The 26,074-nt window shown below is 70.6% G+C and carries 23 protein-coding genes; 15 read left to right on the top strand and 8 right to left on the bottom strand.

Annotated elements, in window-relative coordinates; genetic code table 11:
• Window positions 1-39: 39 nt before the first annotated feature.
• From A6A06_RS40235 to A6A06_RS40225, 3 genes are all read right to left on the bottom strand, one after another.
• Window positions 40-1,314: a lipase family protein gene (locus A6A06_RS40235; RefSeq protein ID WP_073769117.1), complete on the bottom strand. Its 1,275-nt coding sequence runs from the start codon at window positions 1,312-1,314 to the stop codon at window positions 40-42.
• Between the two features lie 83 nt (window positions 1,315-1,397).
• On the bottom strand, window positions 1,398-2,588 hold the full coding sequence (locus A6A06_RS40230) for an AraC family transcriptional regulator (protein ID WP_073769115.1): 1,191 nt from the start codon (window positions 2,586-2,588) through the stop codon (window positions 1,398-1,400).
• 251 nt (window positions 2,589-2,839) lie between these two features.
• Window positions 2,840-3,043 (bottom strand): cold-shock protein, encoded by a 204-nt coding sequence (locus A6A06_RS40225; protein ID WP_003984261.1) that lies wholly within the window; start codon window positions 3,041-3,043, stop codon window positions 2,840-2,842.
• A gap of 249 nt (window positions 3,044-3,292) precedes the next feature.
• On the opposite strand from A6A06_RS40225, the gene A6A06_RS40220 reads away from it, so the two are divergent.
• Complete coding sequence (locus A6A06_RS40220; RefSeq protein WP_073769113.1) at window positions 3,293-4,192, top strand: menaquinone biosynthetic enzyme MqnA/MqnD family protein; 900 nt, start codon at window positions 3,293-3,295, stop codon at window positions 4,190-4,192.
• Window positions 4,193-4,498: 306 nt separating this feature from the next.
• Here the strand turns inward: A6A06_RS40220 and A6A06_RS40215 are convergent, their stop codons facing one another.
• Window positions 4,499-5,704: an alpha/beta hydrolase gene (locus A6A06_RS40215; RefSeq protein WP_079194687.1), complete on the bottom strand. Its 1,206-nt coding sequence runs from the start codon at window positions 5,702-5,704 to the stop codon at window positions 4,499-4,501.
• 355 nt (window positions 5,705-6,059) lie between these two features.
• Between A6A06_RS40215 and mqnC the strand changes: the two genes are divergently transcribed.
• From mqnC to A6A06_RS40195, 4 genes are all read left to right on the top strand, one after another.
• Window positions 6,060-7,259 (top strand): cyclic dehypoxanthinyl futalosine synthase, encoded by a 1,200-nt coding sequence (gene mqnC / locus A6A06_RS40210; RefSeq protein ID WP_073769111.1) that lies wholly within the window; start codon window positions 6,060-6,062, stop codon window positions 7,257-7,259.
• Window positions 7,260-7,290: 31 nt separating this feature from the next.
• A complete protein-coding gene (locus A6A06_RS40205; protein WP_199931443.1) occupies window positions 7,291-7,884 on the top strand; it encodes a hypothetical protein in 594 nt (197 codons plus the stop codon).
• Window positions 7,885-7,988: 104 nt separating this feature from the next.
• Complete coding sequence (locus A6A06_RS40200) at window positions 7,989-8,594, top strand: Uma2 family endonuclease (protein WP_073769109.1); 606 nt, start codon at window positions 7,989-7,991, stop codon at window positions 8,592-8,594.
• A 227-nt stretch (window positions 8,595-8,821) separates the two neighbouring features.
• Window positions 8,822-9,520: a demethylmenaquinone methyltransferase gene (locus A6A06_RS40195; RefSeq protein WP_073769108.1), complete on the top strand. Its 699-nt coding sequence runs from the start codon at window positions 8,822-8,824 to the stop codon at window positions 9,518-9,520.
• A 150-nt stretch (window positions 9,521-9,670) separates the two neighbouring features.
• On the opposite strand, the gene A6A06_RS40190 is transcribed toward A6A06_RS40195, so the two are convergent.
• Window positions 9,671-10,312, bottom strand: a complete 642-nt coding sequence (locus A6A06_RS40190) for a GNAT family N-acetyltransferase (protein WP_079194675.1) — start codon at window positions 10,310-10,312, stop codon at window positions 9,671-9,673.
• A gap of 101 nt (window positions 10,313-10,413) precedes the next feature.
• Here A6A06_RS40190 and A6A06_RS40185 point away from each other — a divergent pair, with 101 nt between their 5' ends.
• On the top strand, window positions 10,414-11,733 hold the full coding sequence (locus A6A06_RS40185) for a geranylgeranyl reductase family protein (RefSeq protein ID WP_073769106.1): 1,320 nt from the start codon (window positions 10,414-10,416) through the stop codon (window positions 11,731-11,733).
• Between the two features lie 301 nt (window positions 11,734-12,034).
• The gene (locus tag A6A06_RS40175) at window positions 12,035-13,204 is read left to right on the top strand and encodes a DUF418 domain-containing protein (RefSeq protein ID WP_073769102.1); all 1,170 of its coding nucleotides are present in this window, start codon (window positions 12,035-12,037) and stop codon (window positions 13,202-13,204) included.
• Here A6A06_RS40175 and A6A06_RS42455 read toward each other — a convergent pair.
• From A6A06_RS42455 to A6A06_RS40160, 3 genes are all read right to left on the bottom strand, one after another.
• Window positions 13,125-14,471 (bottom strand): hypothetical protein, encoded by a 1,347-nt coding sequence (locus A6A06_RS42455; RefSeq protein ID WP_199931442.1) that lies wholly within the window; start codon window positions 14,469-14,471, stop codon window positions 13,125-13,127. The genes A6A06_RS40175 and A6A06_RS42455 overlap by 80 nt on opposite strands.
• Window positions 14,472-14,844: 373 nt before the next feature.
• Complete coding sequence (locus tag A6A06_RS42450; RefSeq protein ID WP_073769098.1) at window positions 14,845-16,101, bottom strand: histone H1-like repetitive region-containing protein; 1,257 nt, start codon at window positions 16,099-16,101, stop codon at window positions 14,845-14,847.
• Window positions 16,102-16,426: 325 nt separating this feature from the next.
• Entirely contained in the window at window positions 16,427-17,257 is an 831-nt protein-coding gene (locus A6A06_RS40160) for a C40 family peptidase (protein WP_073769096.1), read from the bottom strand.
• A 780-nt stretch (window positions 17,258-18,037) separates the two neighbouring features.
• Here A6A06_RS40160 and A6A06_RS40155 point away from each other — a divergent pair.
• From A6A06_RS40155 to A6A06_RS43425, 8 genes are all read left to right on the top strand, one after another.
• Window positions 18,038-18,397: an NADH-quinone oxidoreductase subunit A gene (locus A6A06_RS40155; RefSeq protein ID WP_030022241.1), complete on the top strand. Its 360-nt coding sequence runs from the start codon at window positions 18,038-18,040 to the stop codon at window positions 18,395-18,397.
• Window positions 18,398-18,406: 9 nt separating this feature from the next.
• Entirely contained in the window at window positions 18,407-18,961 is a 555-nt protein-coding gene (locus A6A06_RS40150; protein ID WP_073769094.1) for a NuoB/complex I 20 kDa subunit family protein, read from the top strand.
• Between the two features lie 116 nt (window positions 18,962-19,077).
• The gene (locus tag A6A06_RS40145) at window positions 19,078-19,776 is read left to right on the top strand and encodes an NADH-quinone oxidoreductase subunit C (RefSeq protein ID WP_079194686.1); all 699 of its coding nucleotides are present in this window, start codon (window positions 19,078-19,080) and stop codon (window positions 19,774-19,776) included.
• A complete protein-coding gene (locus A6A06_RS40140; protein WP_073769090.1) occupies window positions 19,776-21,098 on the top strand; it encodes an NADH-quinone oxidoreductase subunit D in 1,323 nt (440 codons plus the stop codon). Before A6A06_RS40145 ends, A6A06_RS40140 begins: the two co-directional genes overlap by 1 nt.
• Window positions 21,095-22,018, top strand: a complete 924-nt coding sequence (gene nuoE / locus A6A06_RS40135) for an NADH-quinone oxidoreductase subunit NuoE (protein WP_073769088.1) — start codon at window positions 21,095-21,097, stop codon at window positions 22,016-22,018. The genes A6A06_RS40140 and nuoE overlap by 4 nt, the downstream gene beginning before the upstream one ends.
• Window positions 22,015-23,373: an NADH-quinone oxidoreductase subunit NuoF gene (nuoF, locus tag A6A06_RS40130; protein WP_199931440.1), complete on the top strand. Its 1,359-nt coding sequence runs from the start codon at window positions 22,015-22,017 to the stop codon at window positions 23,371-23,373. The genes nuoE and nuoF overlap by 4 nt, the downstream gene beginning before the upstream one ends.
• On the top strand, window positions 23,370-25,949 hold the full coding sequence (locus A6A06_RS40125) for an NADH-quinone oxidoreductase subunit G (RefSeq protein ID WP_079194673.1): 2,580 nt from the start codon (window positions 23,370-23,372) through the stop codon (window positions 25,947-25,949). Before nuoF ends, A6A06_RS40125 begins: the two co-directional genes overlap by 4 nt.
• Window positions 25,949-26,074: hypothetical protein (locus A6A06_RS43425; protein WP_242441196.1), on the top strand; the 126-nt coding region annotated here is incomplete at its 3' end. The genes A6A06_RS40125 and A6A06_RS43425, both read left to right, overlap by 1 nt.

Below are 26,074 nucleotides of genomic sequence, written 5' to 3'. Positions count from 1 at the left end.
TCCTTGCCGTGAGCCCCGGTCTTGGCCTTGGCCGCAACCTCAGCCGCAGTTGCCGTTCGCCGGTTTCCCGGCGAAGCGGTCCGCCAGCCAGTTGGCGGCCGGTACGGCGCCCGCGACCGCGCCGATGACGTGCTCGGCCAGCGGGAGCGGGGCCCACCGCACGTCGGTGCCCCTGGCGCACCAGTCGGCGCGCAGCCGCTTGCCGACGCCGTACGGGATCAGCTCGTCGAGCGTGCCGTGGTACAGGAAGACCGGTGCGTCCGGCTTGCGCGTACCGAGGTCCGACTCCCGCAGCCGCCGCTGCCAGTCGGCCTCGTCCAGGGGGTTCTTGACCGTGACGTCGGAGATCCTCTTGAAGGCGCCCGCCACGGCGTCGATCGCCACGCAGTTCTTCTTCATGAAGCCGACGTAGTGCCGTCCTTTGCCGTTGAGGTACTTCGCCAGGTCCAGTTCGGGGAAGGCGGCGTCCTGGCCGACGGCCGCCATCAGGATCAGGCCCGCGCCCACGTTGCCGTTGTTGAAGTCGGCGACGCCGAGCAGGTCCGCCGGGACGCCGCCGGCCGCGGTGCCCCTGACCTTCAGCTCGGGCGCGTACGTGCCGTGCAGCTCGGCCGCCCAGCCCGACGCCTGGCCGCCCTGCGAATAGCCCATGATCCCGACCGGGGAGTCCTCGGTGACGCCCGCCTGCACGGCACCGGGCAGGCGCTGGGCGGCGCGCGCCGCGTCCAGGACGGCCTGCCCCTCGGCGCGGCCGACGGTGTAGGTGTGCTCGCCGGGCGTGCCCAGGCCCTCGTAGTCGGTCACGGCGACCGCCCAGCCGCGGGCCGTGAGCTGCTGGATGAGGTTGGCCTCGACGGTGGTGCCTTTGGGGAAGCCGGCCGAGGGCGCGCACATGTCGGCGAGGCCGACCGTACCGACGGCGTACGTGACCAGCGGGCGCGGCCCGGTGCGGCCGTCGTCCGGGACGATGACGGTGCCGGACACCACGTTCGGGGTGCCCTTGGCGGTCGTCGAGCGGTATTCCATGTGCCAGGCGCGGGTGCGGGTCGGCTGGCCCGGCAGCGGGTGGAAGGACGTGGGCGAGGACTTCACGATGTCGCCCGGCCGCGCGGGGGCCGCCTGGTGTGCCTGGGCCGCCTGGTCTGCCTGGTGTGCCTGGTGTGCCTGGGTCGGCTGCGGGGACGGCGCGGGTTGTGCGGTGGTGGCCGCGGCGTTCGTCAGGCCGAGCGAGAGGGCGAGTGCCGTGGCGGCGGTGAGGGCGGTGGTGCGCAGCGCGCGGGGCGCGCGCCGGGCATGGGGGGTGGTGTGCACCATGCGGCTCTCCCAACGGTCCGGAGGACGGGTCAGTTGGGGTGACCGTAGTGACCGACGGGTAAGTACGGCGCTGACCGGGACGCTCAGCTTTGCTGACCCGGGGGAGCGCCCGGCAGCGCGCCCCGGGCGGGCGGGTGCAGCCGGTACGCGCCCGGCGTGGTCCCCGTCCACCTCCGGAACGCACGGTGGAAGGCGGTGTCCTCGGAGAAGCCGAGCCGCGCCGCCAGCTCGGCGATCGGCTCCCGGCCCGCCACCAGCGAGCTGATCGCCGCGTCCCGCCGCACCGTGTCCTTCAGGCGCTGGTACGAGGTCCCCTCCTCCTGAAGCCGACGGCGCAGCGTGGCGGGGCTGACCGCAAGCCGCGCCGCGACCTCGGTCACTTCCGGCAGCCGGGCCGGACCCGTGGCGCGCAGGGCCGCCGCGAGCGTGCGCCGCACCCGTTCGGCGACGGTCGTGCCGTACTCCCGGCGGCTCAGCAGGTCGGCGGGGGCCCGCCGCAGCATCGCGGTCAGCGCCGCCTCGTCCCGGACGACCGGTGCCCCCAGCCAGCGGGCGTCGAAGGCCGCCGAGGTGTGCGGCGCCCCGAAGCGCACCTCGCAGCCGAACAGCAGCGCGTACTCGCGGGCGTGCGCGGGGGCCGGGTGGGCGAAGCGGGCCTGCCGCAGCGGGATGTGGCGGCCGACGAACCAGCTGGAGAGCCGGTGCCAGATGATCATCACGGACTCGGCGAGGAAGGCGCCCTCGGGGGAGCGGCGCAGGTCGCTGCGGAGGGAGAACTCGGCGGAGGCGAGGGTGGAGGCGGAGGCGGAGGCGGGGGTGGGAGTGGGAGTGGAGGCGCGGGCGGCCGTGTGGCCGGGGCCGCAGGTGGGACCGGTCGCGGGGCCGGTCGTGGGACCCGTCGCAGGGCCGGTGGCCGTCCCGCCCTCCACCGTCACCGCCATGTCGGGCCCGCCGGGGAACAGCCCGTAGAAGCGCACGGCCCGCTCCAGAGCCGTACCGAGGTCGGGGCAGCCCAGGCAGGCGAGGCTCATCATCGCGAACGTGCCCCGGCGGCTGGGCAGCGGCCCGAGCCCCAGGAATTCGTCGTCCGTCGCCCGCTGCACCTCCTTGACCAGCCGCGCGAACCGGTCCGCGCCGACCCGCGCCCGCTCGTCCCCGAGCAGCAACGGCGAGATCCGCGCGGCCTGCAACAAGGGCACGGTGTCCACACCCGCCCGCCGCGCACCGCTGAGCACGGCCCGCACATGGTGCACCGCGATGGTCGGCCCGGTCATGACCCTTCACGGTAGCCGTGGGGGGCGGGAAGGTCAGGAGGGGCGACCGGGCCGAAAAAAGAAGCGCCCCGCGGCTTTCACCGGCGGCGCGCGCAAAGGCAGCGCGCAATGGCGGGGCGCAAAGTCGGCGGGCAAAGGCGGGAGGCAAAGGCGGGACGCCAAAGGCAGGAGCCCCGTCCCCTTCCCCGGAGGGAAGGAGCGGGGCTCCTTGGGTACTGCTAAGTCGACCGCGATCGGTCGGACCGGGCAACTCAGACCGGCGTGACGTTCTCCGCCTGCGGACCCTTCGGGCCCTGCGTGACGTCGAAGTTCACCTGCTGGTTCTCTTCCAGGGAGCGGAAGCCAGAGGCGTTGATCGCAGAGTAGTGAACGAAGACATCCGGGCCGCCGCCGTCCTGGGCGATGAAGCCGAAGCCCTTTTCAGCGTTGAACCACTTCACGGTTCCGGTAGCCATAAGCCCTCCTTGGGCCAAAGGGTTGCCCTGCTCCAGAACCTGCAAGAAGTCTGAAAACTACAAAAGCCTGCGGCGTCACATGCTCCGCAGGCTCTGTACTGCAAGGGAAACCAAACTGCAACTTGCGCTGAGCCTAGCACGGGGCGCTTGCGGGGCGGAAGAGCCAAAGATCACGTTTACCCGCGGTGCGGCGGGGCCACGGGCGGCCCCGCCGCATCGCTCGGCACACACCAGGTCTAGCCTCCGCATGTGGACAATTCAACCGTTGGAGACGCATCCGCAGGAGCCGCAGCCGACCATCGTCGGAGCCGGCCGCGGGTGGGCCACATCCAGTTCCTGAACTGCATGCCCCTGTACTGGGGCCTCGCGCGTACGGGCACGCTGCTCGACCTGGAGCTCACGAAGGACACCCCGGAAAAGCTCAGCGAACAGCTGGTGCGCGGCGATCTCGACATCGCGCCGGTCACCCTCGTGGAGTTCCTGCGGGCCGCCGACGACCTGGTCGCCTTCCCCGACCTGGCGGTCGGCTGCGACGGCCCGGTCATGTCGTGCGTGATCGTGTCGCAGAAGCCCCTGGAGGAGCTGGACGGAGCCCGGGTCGCACTCGGCTCGACCTCCCGTACGTCCGTACGACTGGCCCAACTGCTGCTGGCCGAGAAGATCGGCGTCACTCCCGACTACTACACGTGCCCGCCCGACCTCGGCCTGATGATGCAGGAGGCGGACGCCGCGGTGCTGATCGGGGACGCCGCACTGCGCGCGAACCTGCACGACGCGCCGCTGCTCGGTCTCCAGGTGCACGATCTGGGACAGATGTGGAAGGACTGGACGGGGCTGCCGTTCGTCTTCGCGGTCTGGGCGACCCGGCGGGACTACCTGGAGCGCGAGCCGTCCGTCGTACGCCAGGTGCACGAGGCGTTCCTGGCCTCCCGTGACCTGTCGCTGGAGGAGGTCGGCAAGGTGGCCGAGCAGGCCGCGCGCTGGGAGACCTTCGACGAGAAGGTACTGGAACGCTACTTCACGACTCTGGACTTCCGATTCGGCCCGGATCAGTTGCGCGGTGTGACGGAATTCGCCCGCCGGACGGGAGATTCGACCGGCTATCCGGCGGATGTGCGGGTGGATCTCCTGGAGAACCCGCGCTCCTAGTCCCCGATTCCGGCGGCGAATTCCGCAGGGGTGGAACACGGGCGGAACATGGGCGAAAGGTATGCGAAAAGCATACGAAAGGCGCGTGCGGCCCAGGCGGAGATGTGCGGAAGTCGTACGGGAGCGTCAGGAAGTCGTTCGGAAGTCATCGGGAAATGCCGGGAAGGCGTACGGAAGGTGTACGCGCGACGCACGGAAGACGTACCTGAAGCGTGCGTGAGGCGTACGTGAGGCGTACGCGGAAGACGCACGCCCGCGCGCGGAAGATGTACGGACGGTGTGCGGAATGCCCGGCCGGGGCGCGCGTCAGGGTGCGGGTGTCGGGCCCGGCATCACCTTGCTGATCCATTCCATGGATCCGTCATTCATGCCGCGGATGTACCCCCGGGCGTTGTGCCCACCGCCTTCGATCACTTGAAGGCGGGTCTTGATCGGCCCCTTGCCGTATTTCTTCATGAAAGATTCCAGCTTGGCCCGCCCGCCCTCCTTGGTGCCGATCTGGAAGGCGATGTGCACGTCCGGGGCCCCGGGCCGGGCGAGCAGGTCCTTGGCCAGCTGCTCCGGATCGTTGGCCCGCTGCTCCTTCGTGTGGCCGCGCCACAGCGGTGAGTCCGGCCGGGTGTCGGGGCCGCTCGCGATCACGGCCTTGAACCGGTCGGGGTGCTGGAGCACCTGCTTGAGGCCCACGTAGGCGCCCGAGGAGGAGCCCATGAAGGCCCAGCCGTCCCGCGACGCGAAGGTCCGGAAATTGGCCTTGACCAGGTCGGGGACGTCGTCGGACATCCAGGTGCCCATCTTCGGCTGCCCCGGGATGTCGCTGCCGTCGTAGTAGTGCTTGTCGTCCGCGTTCAGGACCGGCATGACGACGATGAAGGGCTTGCTCTTGCCCGACTGCGACCACTCGCTGATGCTGCTCTGCAGCTTCAGGTCGGTACCCATCCAGTAGTTGACCGGGTAGCCGGGGCCGCCGGGCAGGGCGATGAGCACCGGGAACGCGCTTTTGGCGTACTTGTCCTCGTAGTACTCCTTGGGCGCCCAGACCCAGACCTTGCCCGTGAAGCCGGACTTCTTCCCGTGCAGCGTGGTCACGCCGATCTTGGTGCCGTCGTCCAGCGTGTTCGCCGTCGTGAACTGCGCCTGCGGGCCGGTGGGCATCCGGACCTTCGGATCGGCGGTGCCGGACGCCCCGCCCGCACCGCCGGACCCGCCCGTGCCGCCGCCGTCCGGACCGGGCCGGCCGAAGGTCATCGGCTCGCCGTTGTCGGAGAAGACGTCGAAGGCGTTCAGTACGGGTACGGCGGCCAGCCCGAGTACGGCGACGGCCGCGCCGAGCAGCCAGAGCCGCTTACGCCGCCCCGCACGGCGGCGCGGGGCGCGGTGCTCACGGGCAGGGCCGTACGCGGGTCCGCCGTCGGGTCCGTACGCGGGTCCGTATGCGGGTCCGCCGTCGGGCCCGTAGGAAGACCGGCCCCCGGGGCCGTGCGGGGGCTGCTCCCCGGAATGGTGCTGCACGAAGGCCTCCGGATGGTGCGCTGCCCCGCAGGACAAGTCGGACGGTTGCTTGCGTTCCATCTCTTTGATGGCGAAAGCCGCTGTACGGGTTCACCGGACCGGGCATGACCTGGGTCATAGGCTGGGCAGTGATCGGGCCGGCAGGGGGAGGCGAAGCCATGGAGCCGCTGGGGGCGGGCGGCCCCGCGCCTCCATGAAGAAGGCCGGCGGCTGACCGGCCGGGCCGCTCACCAGGAGGCCGGGGCAGGCCCGGCGGCGCCCGCCATCCCGGCCGCCACCCCGGCCGCCGCCAGGGCTGTCGTACCGCTGGCGTACGCTGGTTCGGTCGATATGCCCGCCTCCGAAGGGACGCCCGGTGACCGAGAACGCCGACCTCCAGTCCGTACTCGACCGCGCCGCGGCGGGCGGGCGGATCACGCCCGAAGAAGCGCTCGACCTGTACCGTTCCGCGCCGCTGCACGCGCTGGGTGCCGCCGCCGACGCCGTGCGCCGCCGCCGTTACGCGGGTACGGAGCACATCGCCACGTACATCATCGAGCGCAACATCAACTACACCAACGTGTGCGTGACGGCCTGCAAGTTCTGCGCCTTCTACGCCGCGCCCAAGGACACCGCCAAGGGCTGGTCCCGCGACCTCGACGACATCCTGCGCCGCTGCGCCGAGACCGTCGAGCTGGGCGGCACCCAGATCATGTTCCAGGGCGGCCACCACCCGGACTACGGCGTCGAGTACTACGAAGAGCACTTCTCCGCCATCAAGAAGGCGTTCCCGCAGCTGGTCATCCACTCCCTCGGCGCCTCCGAGGTCGAGCACATGGCCCGGATCTCCAAGACCTCCGTCGAGGACGCCATCCGCCGTATCCACGCCGCGGGCCTGGACTCCTTCGCCGGTGCCGGTGCCGAGCTGCTGCCGGAGCGCCCGCGCAAGGCCATCGCCCCGCTGAAGGAGTCCGGCGAGCGCTGGCTGGAGATCATGGAGACCGCCCACGGCCTGGGCGTCGAGTCCACCTCCACGATGCTCATGGGCACCGGCGAGACCAACGCCGAGCGCATCGAGCACCTGAGCATGATCCGTGACGTCCAGGACCGTACGGGCGGCTTCCGCGCCTTCATCCCGTACACCTACCAGCCCGAGAACAACCACCTCAAGGGCCGTACCCAGGCGACGATCTTCGAGTACCTGCGCATGATCGCCATCGCCCGGATCTTCCTCGACAACGTCGCCCACATCCAGGGCTCCTGGCTGACCACCGGCAAGGAGATCGGCCAGCTCTCCCTGCACTACGGCGCCGACGACCTCGGTTCGATCATGCTGGAGGAGAACGTGGTCTCCTCCGCCGGTGCCAAGCACCGCTCCAACCGCCAGGAGATCATCGACCTGATCCGCAAGTCGGGCCGCGTCCCGGCGCAGCGCGCGACGACGTACGAGCACCTGGTCGTGCACGACGACCCGGCCAACGACCCGGTCGACGAGCGCGTCGCCTCGCACATCTCCTCCACCGCCATCGAGGGCGGCACGGCGCACCCCGAGCTGAAGCTCGTCGACGCCAACTGAGTGCCGGCCGGGACCCGCGGGTGACCCCCTCGTGCTGACGATCCACCGGGTGCACGGTGTCCGCCGTGCCCCGGACGCCGCCCCGGACGCCACCCCGATCGCCGCGTCGGACGACGCCTCGGACACCGCCCCGGAGGCCGGGCACGCGGTCGTCGTCTCAGGCGACCGCATCGAGGCCATCGGCCCGTACGAGGAGCTGTACGGGCGGTACGGCGAGCGCGCCCGCGTACGGGAGTGGGACGGCGTCCTGACCCCCGGCCGCCACGAACCCGACGGCGCGGCGCTGCTCGAATCCGCCTACCACCCCGACCCGCGCGAGGCCGACGACCTGGGCACCGACCCGCTCACCGGCGACGCGCTCACCGCCCTCGGCATGACCGACACCCGCTGGGGCGCGAGCGCCCGCCGCGGCATCCAGCGCCTGCTGGCCACCGGCACGACGTCGCTCTCCGGCCCCTTCACCCGCCCCGCCGTCCGCACCGCCGTCGCCCGCTCCGGCCTGCCCGACCGCCCCGCCCCGCACCCCCTGGCCCCCGGCGCCCCCGCCGACTTCGCGGTCTTCGCGGAGGACGGCGGGTGCCTGGTGACGGTGCTGGGCGGGCGGCTGGTGTACCGGGGACGCTGAGGCGTCAACGCCGAGAAGCGCCCCCGTCACTTCGTGTGACGGTACTGTCGTATTCAGGACCGCGATCCGCACTCGCGTCCACACTCGCGTCCATGGGAGCAGTGATGAGCGCTGACCGGCCGGCGGCGAAAGCCACTCCTGAGACCTGGATGTTCCCGCCCGCCGACGGCTGGACGCATGAACAGGTCAAGGACCTGGACCTTCCCTTCGACTGGGAACTTGTGGACGGATTGATCGTGGCGCGGGGACAGACCGTTCCGTCGCACAACCGGGTGCGGGATCGTCTCCTGCGGTCCCTCGAAGACGCGCAGCGCGATCCATACGAGGTCTTGTCCGAACAGAGCGTCCGGATCGACGGACGCAACACCCCCAAGTCAGACGTCATCGTCTTCGACGGCCAGGGGCAGGACCTCTGGGATCTGGAGAGCGTGCCCGTCCAGTGGGTCGTCCTCGTCGTCGAAGTGGTGTCCGCCGGGTCGCAGCAGGACGACCGGGTGCGCAAACCGGCGATGTTCGCGGCCGCGGGGGTCCCGTACTTCTGGCGGGTCGAGCACGGTCCGGACAACGTCCCCGAGGTGCACGAGTTCTGGCTCCACCGGGAGATGGGCGTCTACATCCCGGCACCGGAGCACCCCCTGCATCGCGAGAAGCTGGAGACGGAGCACCCGTTCCCGGTGAGCTTCGATCTGACGGGGTTCGTCCGGCGCTGAGCGCGTACGAGACCCGTCAAGAGGCCATGCCCCCTCGTCAGGACCCCGTCAACGCAACCGGAATCCATCCCACCGCCCGGCAAGATCTTTCTCGCGGGGACGGCCGATTCGGCCGCTCACGATGCTTCGCACGAGACGCAGCACCGCGGGACCGCCCGGATGTTCTGAGGGGGGCATCGGGCCGTCCCCGTCCAACACCTTCCGGAGCCGTAAGGGACAATGGCCCGGTGACCCGAGCCTCTCTGGACAAGCAGCCGCGGGACGTCGCCGCGATGTTCGACGACGTGGCGGCGCGCTACGACCTGACCAACGACGTGCTGTCCCTCGGACAGGCGCGGCTGTGGCGCAAGGAGGTGGAGCGGGCCGTCGCGGCGCGCCCCGCCGAGCGCGTGCTCGACCTCGCCGCCGGTACGGGCACCTCGTCGCTGCCCTTCACCCGCACCGGCGCGTACGTCGTCCCCTGCGACTTCTCCGTCGGCATGCTGGGCGAGGGCAAGAAGCGCCGCCCGTGGATGCCGTTCGTGGCCGGTGACGGGATGCGACTCCCCTTCGCCGACGACGTGTTCGACGCCGTCACCATCTCCTTCGGGCTGCGCAACGTACAGGACACGGATGCCGCCCTGAGTGAGCTGTACCGGGTCACCAAGCCCGGCGGCCGGGTCGTCATCTGCGAGTTCAGCGAGCCGACGTGGGGCCCGTTCCGTACGGTCTACACCGAGTACCTGATGCGGGCGCTGCCGCCCGTGGCGCGCGCGGTGAGCAGCAACCCGGACGCGTACGTGTACCTCGCCGAGTCCATCCGCTCCTGGCCCAACCAGCCGGAACTGGCGGCCCGCCTCCAGGGCGCAGGCTGGTCGAAGGTGGCCTGGCGCAACCTCACCGGCGGCGTGGTCGCCCTGCACCGGGGCACGAAGCCGGGTGCGTGACGGCATGAGGCCGGGCGCGTGAGACGAAGCCGGGTGCGTGACGGGAGCATGCCGGGTGCGTGACGGGGAGGGGGCCGCGGCGGTTCCGTGCCGTGCCCGGCCCCTCGCCTGCTGCCGCCCCCTGCCCCTGCCCCGCCCCCTATCCCTCCCTCACAGCTCCAGCCGGAAGCAGTACCCCTCCCGCCCGGACACCGGGCCGCGGAACGTCTCCGCGTGCCGCATGCCGAGCCGCCGCGTCACCGCGATGGACCGCTCGTTCCCGGCCGCCACCATCGCGACCACGCTCCGTACCCCCGCGGCCCGCACCGCTTCCAGCGCGGCCTGTGCGGCCTGCGTCGCGTACCCCTTGCCCCAGTGGGCCCGGCCGAGGCGCCAGCCGATCTCGATCTCGCCCACCGGCCCCCAGTCGTCGTGCGGCCAGGGCTGTGCGCCCGTGAATCCCAGGACGGCACCGGCCTCCTCCGCTTCCGTGCCGACCATCGAGTACATGCAGAACCCGTGCTCGGCGTGGTGTCTGCGCTGCCGGGCGGTCAGTTCCTGGTAGACGGACAGTTCGGAGGAAGCGCCACCGTGGAACTCCATCACCTCCGGGTGGTCGAACACCCGGTGCCAGTGCCAGGCGTCCTCCTCGACCGGAACCCGGAGCGTGAAACCCGGCGCGGACGGCGGCTGCGAGGGCCGTTCCGGCGACGGTGGGGAGAACCGTTCCGGCGACGACGAGGAGAACCGTTCCTGCGACGGCTGTGAGAGCCGTCCGGGCGACGACTGCGGCGGCTGCAGTGGCTCGTGCATGGACCAACCAACCCTTCAGATCCTGATCACCTACGCCCCCATAGACTGCAGGGGCCCAGTGCCGGTCGGCACCCAGATATCGACTTCCGGGAGATCCCGCCGTGACCGAGTCCGCGACCGAGTCCGTGAGCGAGTCCGCGACCACCCCCCGCTCCGAGCACTGTGCGGACGTCATCGTCGTCGGGGCCGGTCCCGCCGGCTCGGCGACCGCGTACCACCTCGCCAAGTCCGGCCTGGAGGTCCTCCTCCTGGAGAAGACCGCCTTCCCGCGCGAGAAGGTTTGCGGCGACGGGCTCACGCCCCGCGCCACCAAGCAGCTGATCTCCATGGGGATCGACATCTCCGAAGAGGCGGGCTGGCTGCGCAACAAGGGTCTGCGCATCATCGGCGGCGGCAACCGCCTCCAGCTCGACTGGCCGGACCTCGCCTCGTACCCGGACTACGGCCTGGTCCGCAAGCGCGACGACTTCGACGAGCAACTGGCGCGCCAGGCGCAGAAGGCCGGCGCGCGCCTGTACGAGCGCTGCAATGTCGGCGCCCCGGTGATAAACGAGCTGACCGGCCGTATCGAGGGCGTCCAGGCCAAGCTGGGCGAGGAGAAGACGCCGGTCACCTTCTCCGCCCCGATCGTGGTCGCCGCGGACGGCAACTCCACCCGGCTCTCCCTGGCGATGGGCCTGCACCGCCGCGAAGACCGCCCGATGGGCGTCGCGGTCCGTACGTACTTCACCTCGCCGCGCCACGACGACGACTACCTCGAATCCTGGCTGGAGCTGTGGGACCGCCGCGGCGCCCAGGACCGCCTGCTGCCCGGCTACGGCTGGATCTTCGGCATGGGCGACGGGACGAGCAACGTCGGCCTCGGCGTCCTCAACACCTCCGCCTCCTTCAAGGAACTGGACTGGCGCGAGATCCTCAAGGCGTGGTGCGCGTCCATGCCCGCCGACTGGGGCTACACCCCGGAGAACATGACCGGCCCGATCCGCGGCGCCGCGCTCCCCATGGCCTTCAACCGCCAGCCGCACTACACGAAGGGCCTGCTGCTCGTCGGTGACGCGGGCGGCCTGGTCAACCCCTTCAACGGCGAGGGCATCGCGTACGCCATGGAGTCCGGCTCCATCGCCGCCGAGGTCATCCTCCAGGCCCAGGCCCGTGCCACGTACGCCCAGCGCGAGCTGGCCCTCCAGCGCTACCCGAAGATCCTCAAGGACACCTACGGCGGCTACTACTCGCTCGGCCGCGCCTTCGTGAAGCTCATCGGCAACCCGAAGGTCATGCAGATCGCCGCCCAGCGCGGCCTCACCCACCCCCTGCTGATGCGCTTCACCCTCAAGATGCTCGCCAACCTCACCGACCCCACGGGCGGCGACGCGATGGACCGCATCATCAACGGACTGAGCAAGGTGGCGCCGAAGGCGTAGGGCCCACCGCGCCCGGCTTCCGGCTTCCGGCTTCCGCTGCATCGAACGATGTAGTGGCTTCTCGTCGCCGCGGACGAAGAATCGGAAGCCGGCCGCCCCGACGATGGTGGGAAAGCGAGCATCGGGGGGCGGCGGAGTGGGCGAGACGGTGGGGACCGCGGCGGGTTCGGCAGGTTCGGCGGGTTCGGCGGGGGTGGCTGGAGCGGCGAGCCCGGCGCGTCCGGCGAGTTCTACGCATGCGGCGGGTGCGGCGAGTTCAACGCATCCGGCGGGTGCGGCGAGTTCGGCGCGTCCGGTCGGTGTGGCGGGTGCGGGGCGGCTGCCGTTGCTGGATGTGCTGCGCGGGGTGGCGATCCTGGGCACGCTGACGACCAACGTCTGGATCTTCGCGGCGCCGGGCGCGGAGTGGGGCGTGCTGAGCGGGGGCGCCGCCGCGTCGTCGTTCGGCTCGTCGTGGGCCGGGTCCGCGGAGGCGGTCTTCCGGTTCCTCGCGGACGGCAAGTTCCTCTCGATGCTGACGATTCTCTTCGGTGTCGGACTGGCCATCCAGTTCCGGTCCGCCGCGAAGCACGGCCGCCGGTGGCCCGGCCGGTACAAGTGGCGCGCCTTGTTCCTCTTCGCCGAGGGCACCCTGCACTTTGTCCTCGTCTTCGCGTGGGACGTGCTGATGGGGTACGCGGTCGTCGCCCTCCTGGTGGCCTGGCAGCTGACGCGTTCCGTGCGCACGCAGCGGGTGCTGATGTGGGTGGCGGCCGGGGTACACGTGGTGGTGCTGGGGCTGCTGACGGCGGTCGCGACCGGGGTCGGCTCCGGTTCCGGCACCGGGGCCGGCGGCGGGGAGGGAAACGGCGGGGCTGCGAGGCGAGTTGTCGTTCTGTACGCCGACGGGAGCTACCTGGACCAGATCTCCTTCCGCCTGCAGAACGCGATTGCGCTGCGTCTGGAACCCGTCATCTCCTTCGCGTTGCTCGTCTTCCTCTTCCATCTCGGCGTACGGCTCTTCCGTGCGGGCGCCTTCCGCCCCGACGCGAACGGGCAGCGCCTGCGCCGACGCATGTGCGGCTGGGGCCTGGGCGTCGGCGTGCCGCTCAACATCGCTGCCGTGGCGCTGAGTTCGGACCTGGCCCTGGTGGCCCGGTACGGAGCGGCCCCGGTGGTCGCCGTCGGCTACATCGGCCTCATCGGCCTGATCGTCGACCGCGTACGCCGTCCCGGCCCGCTGACCGCCGGTCTCACCGCCATCGGCCGTACGGCACTGTCCTGCTACGTCCTCCAGAACGCGCTGTGCGTACTGGCCTGTTACGGCATCGGCCTCGGCCTGGCCGCTCGGTGGGCGGACCAGGGCCCGTGGTGGGTGATGGGCCTGTGGGCGGTGGTGTGCGCGGTGCTGTTCACCGGGGCACAGCTGTGGCTGCGGCGCTTCGAGCACGGGCCGCTGGAGTCCGTCCAGAAGCGGCTGCTCCGGTCCTGAGGTGGGTGGGAGCGTGGAGGTTGCGCAGCGAGGCCGGCCGGGGCGCCGCCTCGGTCCACGCCTCGGCCGTACGGCATCGGGGGCAACGGGCCGGGGCCGGGGGTGAGGGCGTCGCCGAGGACGGTGACGAGGTCGGCGGCGACGAGGTCGGCGGCGGGGCCTGGGATTCGAAGGGGTCGCCGCAGAACCGGCACTCCTGGGTGGTGTCGCGCACGCGCCTCGGCTCCTCGGCGGGCCGGAGGGGCAGCGGCGGCGGCAGCCACTCGGTGAGGCGGTACTCCAGGATCGCGGCCGGGCGGAAGATCGTGCCGGCGGGGAGCATCGAGGTGAGCGTACGGACGATGTGCGCCGGGGGCACGCCCCGGTCGAGCCAGACCGATACGGCCGGGGTCAGGCGGATCACATCGCGTACGGAGAGCGTCAGGCGCGCGTCGGTGAGCCGCAGCCCGGAGAGGAGGTCGGTGACCGGGGTGGGGATGAAGGTGGAGGGCGGGGGAGGAGCCGATGCTGCCGCTGGGGCTGCCGTTGCCGCTGCCGTTGCCGCTGTCGCTGTCGCTGTCGCTGTCGTTGCCGTTGTCGCTGCCGCCGGGATCGGGGCCGCCGCCGGGGCAGAGGGCGGCGGCGGGGGCTCGTCGGGCTCGGGGGGATCCGAGGGAGCGACCGGCAGGACGTATACGGCAGCTACGGCAGGTGCGACAGATACGGCAGGTGCGGCAGACACCGCAGGTGCATCGGGCGCATCGGGCGCACCAGGTGCATCGGGTGCATCGGGCGGTGCGGGTGCATCGGGCGCGTCGGGCGCTGCGGGCGCCTGCTCCCGTTCCGCCGTCTGTGGGGGCTCGGGGGTGTCCGCAGGCGGCGGTGGGGAGGCGGGCGGCGGCGACGGCGGTTCGGGAGGCGTCGGGAGCAGCCGGTCGTCCGGGTGCTCGTAGTACGTGGTGCGGGTGACGATCCGCTGCTCCGGAGTGCGTTCCCGCTGCCGTACCAGGTAGCCCGCCGCCTCCAGCTCGTTCAGCGCCTGCGCGATCCGGTACTCCGTCTCCACGAACCGGTCGGCGAGCGTCCGGATGCTGACGGAGGCGCCGTCGGGCATGGCCTGGATCCGTACGGCGTAGCCGAGGGCGGCGGCGGAGATCCCCGGGTGGAGGGCGAGGTGATTGCCGACGACCGTGAACTCGGTGTCGTGGCGGTGCCGTACGTGGAACACACCGGAGGGTGATGCGGCAGCGGCGGCACAGGCCCGCGCGTTAGACTCGCGACGGTTCATGGGGAAGCACGCTTCTTCCTCTTGATCAGGCCCTCGGCATATGGGATGGCAGTCCCGTCGGGGGCCGTTCATTTTTGGTTTGTGGCGTGAACGTACAGCCTCCCGGCCCCGAATTGCGAGCCCGTCACCTGATCAGGTGACGGACGAAATCGGGGGGCAGGGGGGGAGGTTGGTTAGTTCTTTCCCCAGTTCTTTAAGGGGTCTCGGGGCACACCGTGACGTCGCTCGCCGGGTCGTGGAAACCCGCGATCCGGCGAACGACGTCCCCCGGTCCGGCCACCGTCCTTTACGTCCCCGATGAACCCCGCCCAGGCATCATCGGCAAACACCGAGGCCGGCCCTGCGGGGTTCTCCTTTCCGCCAGAGTTTCAGCTCACGTCGGCCGTTCTACGGAGCGGCGGCGTGGGCCGTTAAGGAGCTGGGAGCCCGCGGGGCAGGGGACGGTGTTGTAGATCCGGTTCATCTGGCCCTGTAGCTGGGCCCGGCGCGCGGAGCCCGTACGGGGGCTGTGGGCCTCCTCGTACAGCTTCCGGCTGCGGTTCTGGGCGGCCCGGCTCTTAGGAGTGTGGAACTGGAGCTCGTAGGGGTGACCGGAATTGTTGGCCCGCCAGGCGGTGTTGATGCCCTTGTAGCCGCGAGCGCGTGCCCAGGTGTTGGACCAGCGCAGGTTCGCGTTCTTCCACTGGCCCAGCAGCTTGGTCGTGTCGTTGACGCCCTTGACGTATGACGCGTCCGGCCATTGGAGGATGTAGCGGACGGAGTCGTTGATCTTTTCCAGCGCTTCGTCCGCCGTCTCGGTGGGGTTGTCCTGCATATCGCGGGCGATCGAACGTTTGACCGCCTCCGGGGTCCTCAGCCGGTCGTTGAAACCGACCACCGTGGCGTTGGTCCGGCGGGCGATGCTGCGCACCTGGGGGCTGATGGTGCGCTCCGCCTTTCTGGCACGGGCGAGGAAGACATTGACCTTCCGCAAGTCCGCGGCGTCGATGTAAAGCCCTTCCCAGCTCCAGCCGTGGTCCTTCTTCAATTGCCTCTTCTTGGCCGGAGGCTTCTTCGTCGGCGGCCGCTTCGCCGGGGGCCGCTGGCCCGTCGGCTTCTTGGCGGCGGGCTTCTTGGCAGCAGGCTGCTTCGCCGCGGGCTTTTTGGCAGCGGGATGCTTCGCAGCGGGTTTTTTGGGCGCGGACTGGCAGGTGGCCGCCGGCTTGGGCCTGGGCGGGCGGCAGGCCGCGGACGGTGCCTGCGGCGACTGCTTCCTGGCGGCCTGCTTCTTCGCGGCCTGCTTCCTGGCAGCCAGCTTTTTCGCCGCCTGCTTCCTGGCCGCCTGCTTCCTGGCAGCTTGTTTCCTGGCGGCCTGCTTTCGCGCCGCCTGCTTCTTCGCGGCCTGCTGCTGCGTCGCCTGCTGCTTCGGAGTCTTCTTCTTGGCAGCGGTCTTCTTGGCCGGGGTCTTCTTCGCGGCCTGCTTCTTGGCGGCCTGTTTCTTGGCCGGGGTCTTCTTCGCAGCCTGCTTCTTGGCGGACGGCGCGGGACAGGTATGGGCAGGCTTCTGCTTGGGTTCGGCCGGCGGGCAGGCGGGCTCAACGGCTTGGACCGGACCCAGGCTGAGAGTGGAGGCAAGTGCGGTCGCTGTCACCGTCCAGGCGACAGCCCGAAATGTATGGGCACGATGGTGTCTCATGTAAGAAAGTGCTTCCTCTCGTCGGCCGCCGTCCGATGCCACGGGAAAGGGTGCGGGCAATCCGGCACGGAAGGGATGAGTACGGCGAGAGGTACAACTGGGACAGAGTCGTTACGGTAGTTGTGCCGAACGGGCGTTGCTTGATCGAATGCGCGCTGCGGTCTTATCCGATGATTAGTCACAAGATAGGACACACCGGCACTTTGCCCGTGCAACGCACGAGGGCCGCCGTTCCCGAGCGGTGGGAACGGCGGCCCTCGGCCGTGCGTGGGGGGGCGTCCTACAGGACGCGGACCGCGCCGGTCGGCTGGCTGTAGCTCAGCGGCTTCTCCACGATGCCGGTGCTGGAGTTCTGCGCACCGATGAAGTTGCCGTTACCGACGTAGACCCCGACGTGGTACGCGCTGCCCGCGCTGCCCCAGTACAGGATGTCGCCGACCTGGAGGTTGTCCAGGCCCACCTGGGAACCGGCGGTCGACTGCGGCTGCGAGGTGCGCGGCAGGTCGATGCCGATGGTGCGGTAGGCCGCCTGGACCAGGCTGGAGCAGTCGTACGCGGACGGGCCGGAGGCGCCGAGCACGTAGGACTTGCCGAGCTGGGCGCGGAGGAAGCCGATCAGGGAGGAGGAGCTGCCGGTCGCGCCGCTGCTGACGGGGGAGTCGGCGGACGTGGCGGACAAGGAGCGCAGCGAGGTGCGCTCGGAGGAGCGGGAGGCGCGCTGCTGGTCGGCCTTCTCCTTCTCCTGCTCCTTGGCCTTGCGGGCCTCTTCGGCCTTCTTCTCGGCGGCGGCCTTCTTGTCGGCCTCGTCCTTCGCCTTGGTGGCGGCCTCGGCGGCCTCGGCGGTGGCGGAGTCCTGCGCGGCCTGGCGCTCGTAGTCCAGGGCCATCTGCTGCGCGGTGTCCGCGCTCTTGGCCAGGCTGGTGGCCAGTGCCGAGGTGATGGTCGGCATTTCCTGGGTCTCGGAGACGGGCTTCTCCGCGGCGCCGGCCGGCATGCTCGCGCCGGTCACCGCCAGGGTGATGATGCCACCGGTGACCCCTGCGCGCAGTGCCCGCGAGGACGCGGAACGGCGGGGCTTCCGGTGGCTGGGTATGACTGCGTTCGGGGACATGGCACCACGGCTATCAGGAGCCACAGGTTGCTGCCAACAAAGGTGGCGTGCACCACACTTGACGCGTACGCGATGAATAAAAGGGACTTTTCGCCGGTCATCGGCCGCGCGGTGGACGGTCCGCATTTCGTGATCATGTTCTTACGCATGGCGTTTACGGGCCGAAGCGCGACCCGGGGGCGCTTATCACCTACTGATCCGCCACGCCAAGGCTTCCCGAAGGTCAAGCATTCAAGACAGCAAGCCGCGTGGGATAGGTCACTCGTGAGTGCCCGTTATGTTCCCGTGATGTCGCCGTGACGGATGGGCTCGTGAACGCGAGCACGTACCGATGATCACGGGACGGTCACGACGGTCTCGGGATGGTCACGACGACCTCGGGACGGTCGCGGCAAGGTGACCCCGGCCGGCCCTTGCCAGAGGCCCGCCGTGCGCTAGCAGTTGGATCGGCTCAGCACCAATTTGCTTGCATCCTCCATCTCTTGATAGTGGCAACCCCACGCTGACCAGGCGTAACGCCGTCCGATGTCACCTCCAGTGATCATCCGCGCGCTTGCCGTACGAAGATCGACGCTCATCGGACCAGATGACCGGCCGTCAGGTGGTGGAGATCACAAAGGCGTTGTCGTACCCCGTGTCGCAGATCACAGACCGGCGGGCATAAGATGCAGGCGGCTCGGGCTTGTGAACTGCCTCACATAGGCGCGATCTTCGTGGGGCCGGTGAGCGGGACCGGGCGGACCGCCAACCAGTCATCGTCGACTGAAGGGAGCGAGGACGGTGAACGCTTACGCGCCCATCCTCGTACTGGGAGCCCTCGGGGCAGGCTTTGCGATCTTCTCTGTCGTGATGGCCACGCTCGTCGGACCCAAGCGCTACAACCGGGCGAAGCTAGAGGCGTACGAATGCGGAATCGAGCCCACGCCGCAGCCGGCCGGCGGCGGTCGATTTCCGATCAAGTACTACCTCACGGCGATGCTCTTCATCATTTTCGATATCGAGATCGTCTTCCTCTACCCCTGGGCCGTCACCTTCGACGCGCTCGGGCTTTTCGGGCTCGTGGAGATGCTCCTCTTCGCGCTCACCGTCTTCGTCGCCTACGCCTATGTATGGCGTCGTGGCGGCCTGGAATGGGACTAGGGGCCATCAATGGGACTTGAAGAGAAACTGCCGAGCGGCTTTCTGCTTTCCACCGTCGAACAGGCCGCGGGCTGGGTGCGCAAGTCATCGGTCTTCCCCGCCACCTTCGGCCTCGCCTGCTGCGCCATCGAGATGATGACGACCGGCGCCGGGCGCTACGACCTCGCCCGCTTCGGCATGGAGGTCTTCCGCGGGTCGCCGCGCCAGGCGGACCTGATGATCGTGGCCGGCCGGGTGAGCCAGAAGATGGCGCCCGTGCTGCGGCAGGTATACGACCAGATGCCGAATCCGAAATGGGTCATCTCGATGGGCGTGTGCGCCTCGTCGGGCGGGATGTTCAACAACTACGCGATCGTCCAGGGCGTCGACCACATCGTCCCCGTGGACATCTATCTGCCCGGCTGTCCGCCGCGCCCCGAAATGCTGATGGACGCCATCCTCAAGCTGCACCAGAAGATCCAGGACACCAAGCTGGGGGTCAACCAGCAGCAGGCGGCCCGCGAGGCGGAGGAAGCGGCGCTCAAGGCGCTCCCGACGATCGAGATGAAGGGGCTGCTGCGGTGAGCGACGGCACCAGGGGAACCGGCGGGAACGGTGACACCAACGGCACTGGCGGTGTCAACGGCTCCCGGGGGCCCGGAGCGGCCGAGGGACCCAACGGGGTCAACCCCGACCAGGACCTGAACGCGCAGAACCTCCCCGGCCAGCGCGGCGACCACGGCGAGGTCATCGGCACCCGCCGCGGCATGTTCGGCGCGAGCGGCGGCGGTGACACCTCCGGGTACGGCGGGCTCGTACGGTCCGTACGGATGCCGGGCGCCGGTTCACGCCCGTACGGCGGCTGGTTCGACGAGGTCGCGGACGAGCTGGAAGGCGCCCTGGAAGAACAGGGCCTGGTCCCCGAGAACGTGATCGAGAAGACCGTCGTCGACCGCGGTGAGCTGACCTTCCACATCGAGCGGGAGTACCTGCCGACCGTCGCGAAGACCCTCCGCGACGACCCGGCGCTCCGCTTCGAGCTGTGCACCGGCGTCAGCGGGGTGCACTTCCCCGACGACAAGGGCCGCGAGCTGCACGCCGTCTACCACCTGCGTTCGATCACCCACAACCGGCTGATCCGCCTGGAGGTGTCCGCACCGGACGCCGACCCGCACATGCCGTCCCTCGTGAGCGTCTACCCGACCAACGACTGGCACGAGCGCGAGGCGTACGACTTCTTCGGACTGATCTTCGACGGCCACCCGGCGCTCACCCGGATCATGATGCCGGACGACTGGCAGGGCTTCCCGCAGCGCAAGGACTACCCGCTCGGCGGCATTCCCGTCGAGTACAAGGGCGCCCAGATCCCGGCTCCCGACCAGCGGAGGTCGTACACCTGATGTCCACCAGCCATGCGACCCCTCGGGAGACCACCGAGGGCACCGTCTACACGGTCACCGGCGGCGACTGGGACGAGATCGCGGCCGCCGCGGCCCGTACCGACGACGAGCGCATCGTCGTCAACATGGGCCCCCAGCACCCCTCCACCCACGGCGTGCTGCGGCTGATCCTGGAGATCGACGGCGAGACCGTCACCGAGGCCCGCTGCGGCATCGGCTACCTGCACACGGGGATCGAGAAGAACCTCGAATTCCGTACGTGGACGCAGGGCACCACCTTCGTGACCCGGATGGACTACCTGACGCCGTTCTTCAACGAGACGGCGTACTGCCTGGCCGTGGAGAAACTGCTCGGCATCACCGACGACGTGCCGGAACGGGCGTCCGCCATCCGCGTGATGCTGATGGAGCTCAACCGGCTCTCCTCCCACCTGGTGGCCATCGCCACCGGCGGCATGGAGCTGGGCGCCACCACGATCATGATCTACGGGTTCCGGGACCGGGAACTGATCCTGGACATCTACGAGCTGATCACCGGCCTGCGGATGAACCACGCGTACATCCGGCCCGGCGGCCTCGCCCAGGACCTGCCGCCCGGCGCGGTCGACCAGGTGCGCGAGTTCGTGAAGAAGATGCGCAAGAACCTGACCGAATACGACAAGCTCGCCACCGGCAACCCGGTCTTCAAGGCCCGGATGCAGGACATCGGCTACCTCGACCTCGCCGGCTGCCTGGCCACCGGCGCCACCGGGCCGGTGCTGCGCTCCGCCGGACTCCCGCACGACCTGCGCAAGACGCAGCCGTACTGCGGATATGAGCACTACGACTTCGACGTGCCGACCGCCGAGACCTGCGACTCCTACGGGCGCTTCCTGATCCGCCTGGAGGAGATGCGCCAGTCGCTGCGCATCGTCGAACAGTGCCTGGACCGGCTGGCGCCCGGCCCGGTGATGGTCGCCGACAAGAAGATCGCCTGGCCCGCGCAGCTGGCCATGGGCCCGGACGGGCTCGGCAACTCGCTCGACCACATCAAGAAGATCATGGGGACCTCGATGGAGGCCCTGATCCACCACTTCAAGCTGGTGACGGAAGGCTTCCGGGTGCCGCCCGGCCAGGCGTACGCGGCCGTCGAGTCCCCCAAGGGCGAGCTGGGTGTGCACGCCGTCAGCGACGGCGGGACCCGCCCCTACCGGGTGCACTTCCGCGACCCGTCCTTCACCAACCTCCAGGCCATGGCGGCGATGTGCGAGGGCGGCCAGGTGGCCGACGTCATCGTCGCCGTCGCGTCCATCGACCCCGTGATGGGAGGCGTCGACCGGTGACAGACGTCAGTTTGGGGATGCCGCAGCTCCCCGCCCCCGACTATCCGGCCGAGGTCAGGGCCCGGCTCGAAGCGGACGCCAAGGAGGTGATCGCCCGCTACCCCGGCCCGCGCTCCGCGCTGCTGCCGCTGCTGCACCTCGTCCAGGCGGAGGAAGGGCACGTCACCCGCACCGGCGTCCGCTTCTGCGCCGAGATGCTCGACCTGACGTCGGCGGAGGTCACGGCGGTCTCCACCTTCTACTCCATGTACCGGCGCGGGCCCGGCGGCGACTACCAGGTGGGGGTCTGCACCAACACCCTGTGCGCGGTGATGGGCGGCGACGCGATCTTCGAGGCGCTGCAGAAGCACCTGGGCGTCCGCAACGGCGGGACGACCGAGGACGGCAAGGTCACGCTGGAGCACATCGAGTGCAACGCGGCCTGCGACTTCGCGCCCGTCGTGATGGTGAACTGGGAGTTCTTCGACAACCAGACACCGGACAGCGCCAAGCGGCTCGTGGACGACCTGCGGGAGGGGCGGACCGTCGAGCCGACCCGGGGCGCGCCGATGTGCACGTACAAGGAGACGGCCCGCATCCTCGCCGGGTTCCCGGACGGGCGGCCGGGCGCGGTCGAGGCCACCGGCGGAGCCGGACCCGCCTCGCTGGTGGGGCTGCGGCTGGCCAAGGGCGAGGCCGTACCGGGCGCGGGCGCCGCCGACCACGTCGTACCGCAGCGGGGCGCGGACCCCGCCGAAGCCGAGGGCGAACCGGCCGGACGGGCCACCGGCGAGGCACCGGCCACGCACCCCAGCTCGCACGACGCACCACGCGAGACCTCGGCCTCCGACCCTGCCCACCCGTCTCCCGCCACCACCTCGGATGGAGGGGCTTCGCCCCGCGGTGACATCGCCGGACCGACCGCCGAGGAGGGGGAGTGATGACCGTGGCCGCCGAAGTCAGCAAGGCCAACCCGGAGAAGCTGCTCGCACCCGTGCTGTCCGCCTTCTGGGACCAGCCCGGATCCTGGACGCTGGAGACCTACCTGCGGCACGAGGGCTACGCGGGCCTGCGCAAGGCCCTCGCGATGCCGCCGGACGACGTGATCGCGTACGTCAAGGACGCGGGGCTGCGCGGCCGCGGCGGCGCCGGCTTCCCCACCGGGATGAAGTGGCAGTTCATCCCGCAGGGCGACGGCAAGCCGCACTACCTCGTCGTCAACGCCGACGAGTCCGAGCCGGGCACCTGCAAGGACATCCCGCTGCTCTTCGCCAATCCGCACTCCTTGATCGAGGGCATTGTCATCGCGTGTCACGCGATCCGGTCGCACCACGCCTTCATCTACCTGCGCGGTGAAGTCGTGCCCGTCCTGCGGCGGTTGCACGAGGCCGTACGGGAGGCGTACGACGCGGGATACCTCGGCCGCGACATCCTCGGCTCGGGCCTGGACCTGGACGTCGTCGTGCACGCGGGCGCGGGCGCGTACATCTGCGGCGAGGAGACCGCGCTGCTGGACTCCCTGGAGGGCCGTCGCGGACAGCCCCGGCTGCGTCCTCCCTTCCCGGCGGTGGCGGGCCTGTACGCCTGCCCCACTGTCGTGAACAACGTCGAGTCCATCGCGTCGGTTCCCGCCATCATGAACAAGGGCAAGGACTGGTTCAGGACGATGGGCAGCGAGAAGTCCCCGGGCTTCACGCTGTACTCGCTCAGCGGCCACGTCGCCAACCCCGGCCAGTTCGAGGCCCCGCTGGGCATCACGCTGCGCCAGCTGCTCGACATGAGCGGCGGGATGCGCCCCGGCCACCGGCTGAAGTTCTGGACGCCCGGCGGCTCCTCCACACCGATGTTCACCGACGAGCACCTCGACGTCCCGCTGGACTACGAGGGCGTCGGCGCGGCCGGCTCGATGCTCGGCACCAAGGCCCTCCAGTGCTTCGACGAGACCACCTGCGTCGTACGGGCCGTCACCCGCTGGACGGAGTTCTACGCGCACGAGTCCTGCGGCAAGTGCACACCCTGCCGCGAAGGCACCTACTGGCTCGTGCAGCTGCTGCGGGACATCGAGGCGGGCAAGGGCCGGATGAGCGACCTCGACAAGCTCAACGACATCGCCGACACCATCAACGGCAAGTCCTTCTGCGCACTGGGCGACGGCGCCGCGTCCCCGATCTTCTCCTCGCTGAAGTACTTCCGCGCGGAGTACGAGCGGCACATCACCGGCAAGGGCTGCCCCTTCGACCCCGCCAGGTCGACCGCCTGGGCCGACACCAACGCTCACCTGGGGGTGAACGCATGACCGTCACGAGCGACGCCCCCACCGGGGCCGGCGGGGCGGCCGTACCGCCCGAAGACCTCGTCACGCTGACGATCGACGGCATCGAGATCTCCGTCCCCAAGGGGACGCTGGTCATCCGGGCCGCCGAACTCCTCGGCATCGAGATCCCGCGGTTCTGCGACCACCCGCTGCTGGACCCGGCCGGCGCCTGCCGCCAGTGCATCGTCGAGGTGGAGGGCCAGCGCAAGCCGATGGCCTCCTGCACCATCACCTGCACCGACGGCATGGTGGTCAAGTCGCAGCTCACCTCGCCCGTCGCGGAGAAGGCGCAGCGCGGCGTGATGGAACTGCTGCTGATCAACCACCCGCTGGACTGCCCGGTCTGCGACAAGGGCGGCGAGTGCCCCCTGCAGAACCAGGCGATGTCCGCCGGGCAGTCGGACAGCCGGTTCGAGGGCAGGAAACGCACCTTCGAGAAGCCGGTGCCGATCTCCACACAGGTACTGCTGGACCGCGAGCGGTGCGTGCTGTGCGCACGCTGCACCCGCTTCTCCAACCAGGTCGCGGGCGACCCGATGATCGAACTGATCGAGCGGGGCGCGCTCCAGCAGGTCGGTACGGGCGAGGGCGACCCGTTCCAGTCGTACTTCTCCGGCAACACCATCCAGATCTGCCCGGTCGGCGCGCTGACCTCGGCCGCCTACCGCTTCCGGTCGCGCCCCTTCGACCTGGTGTCCTCGCCGGGCGTCTGCGAACACTGCGCGGGCGGCTGCGCGGTCCGCACGGACCACCGGCGCGGCAAGGTCATGCGGCGGCTCGCCGCCGAGGACCCCGAGGTCAACGAGGAGTGGATCTGCGACAAGGGCCGCTTCGGCTTCCGGTACGCGCAGCAGCGCGACCGGCTGGAGCGCCCGATGGTGCGCGACACCGCGACCGGTGAACTGGTGACGGCGAGCTGGCCGGAGGCCCTGGAGGCGGCGGCGCGCGGACTGGGCGCCGCCAAGGGCCGTACCGGCGTGCTCACCGGCGGCCGGCTGACCGTCGAGGACGCGTACGCCTACGCCAAGTTCGCGCGGGTCGCGCTGGACACCAACGACATCGACTTCCGGGCCAGGGCGCACAGCGCCGAAGAGGCCGACTTCCTGGCGGCGCGGGTCGCCGGGCGGGGCCGCGACCTCGGGGGACCGCACCTCACGTACGCCGAGCTGGAGAAGGCGCCGGTCGTCCTCCTCGCCGGAATCGAGGCGGAGGAGGAGGCGCCCGGCGTCTTCCTGCGGCTGCGCAAGGCCCACCGCAAGCACGGGCAGCGCACCTTCGGGCTCGCGCCGTACGCGACACGCGGCCTGGCCAAGGCGGGCGGCACGCTGCTGCCCGCCGCGCCCGGCACGGAGACGGAGTGGCTGGACGCGCTGGCCGGCGGCGTGGGACTGGAGGGCGCGGGACGCGGCGCGGCCGAGGCGCTGCGCGGCGCGGGCTCGGTGATCGTCGTCGGCGAGCGGCTGGCCGCGGTGCCGGGCGCGCTGACGGCGGCCATGCGGGCCGCCACCGCGACCGGCGCCCGGCTGGTGTGGATCCCCCGGCGGGCCGGCGAGCGCGGCGCCGTCGAGGCAGGCGCGCTGCCGGGACTGCTGCCGGGCGGGCGCCCGGCGACCGACCCGCGCGCCCGCGAGGAGGTCGCCGCCGCCTGGGGCGTCGCCGGCCTGCCGCAGCGGCACGGCCGGGACACCGGCCAGATCCTGGCCGCCGCGGCCGGTGGCGAACTGAACGCCCTGCTGGTGGCGGGCGTCGATCCGGCGGACCTGCCGGACCCGGCGCGGGCCCTGGAGGCGCTGGACGCGGTGGACTTCCTGGTGAGTCTGGAGCAGCGCCCGTCGGCCGTGACGGAACGGGCGGACGTCGTCCTGCCGGTCGCGGCGGTCGTCGAGAAGTCCGGCACCTTCCTCAACTGGGAAGGGCGCGCCCGGCCGTTCGAGGCCGCGCTCAAACCGGACCAGATGACGCGGCGGCATCTGCTGCCGGACACCCGGGTGCTGCACATGCTCGCCGACGCGATGGACGTCCACCTGGCGCTCCCCGACGTACGGGCGGTGCGGCGGGAGCTGACCGCGCTGGGGCCGTGGGGCGGCACGTACGCCGCCGACCCCCTGGAGGCCGGGCGCGCGCTGCCGCGTCCCGAGCCCGGCGAGGCCGTACTCGCGGGCCACCGGCTGCTGCTCGACCAGGGGCGGATGCAGGAGGGCGACGAGGCGCTGGCCGGCACGCGGCACGCGGCCGTCGCCCGAATGTCGGCGGCCACCGCCGAGGAGACCGGGGTCAAGGACGGCGACCTGCTGGCGGTCACCGGCCCCGGCGGGTCCGTACGGCTGCCGCTTCAGGTCACCCCGATGCCCGACCGGGTGGTGTGGCTGCCGCTGAACTCGGTGGGCGGCGGGACGGCCGCCGACCTGGGGGCGCGGCCCGGGGAGCCGGTGAAGGTCGCGGCGGTGGCCGGGGCCGGTGAGCCGGAGCCGGGTGCTTCCGGTCTGGCTTCCGGTACGTCCGGTCCGGTGTCCGGTACGGCTTCCGGTTCCGGTTCCGTAGAGGAGGTGGACGCGTGATGCAGCACCTGGCCCTGTCCGGCAGCGCGCTGGCCCAGGAAGACCTGTCGATGTTCGGCCGCGACCCGTGGTGGCTGATCGCCGTCAAGGCGGTCTTCTGCTTCGCGTTCCTCATGCTGACCGTG

It is taken from the genome of Streptomyces sp. CB02923 (genome assembly GCF_001905005.1).
Classification (GTDB): Bacteria; Actinomycetota; Actinomycetes; order Streptomycetales; family Streptomycetaceae; genus Streptomyces.
Note: the sequence above shows the minus strand (reverse complement) of the source record. Positions and strands in the feature narration are given on the sequence as shown.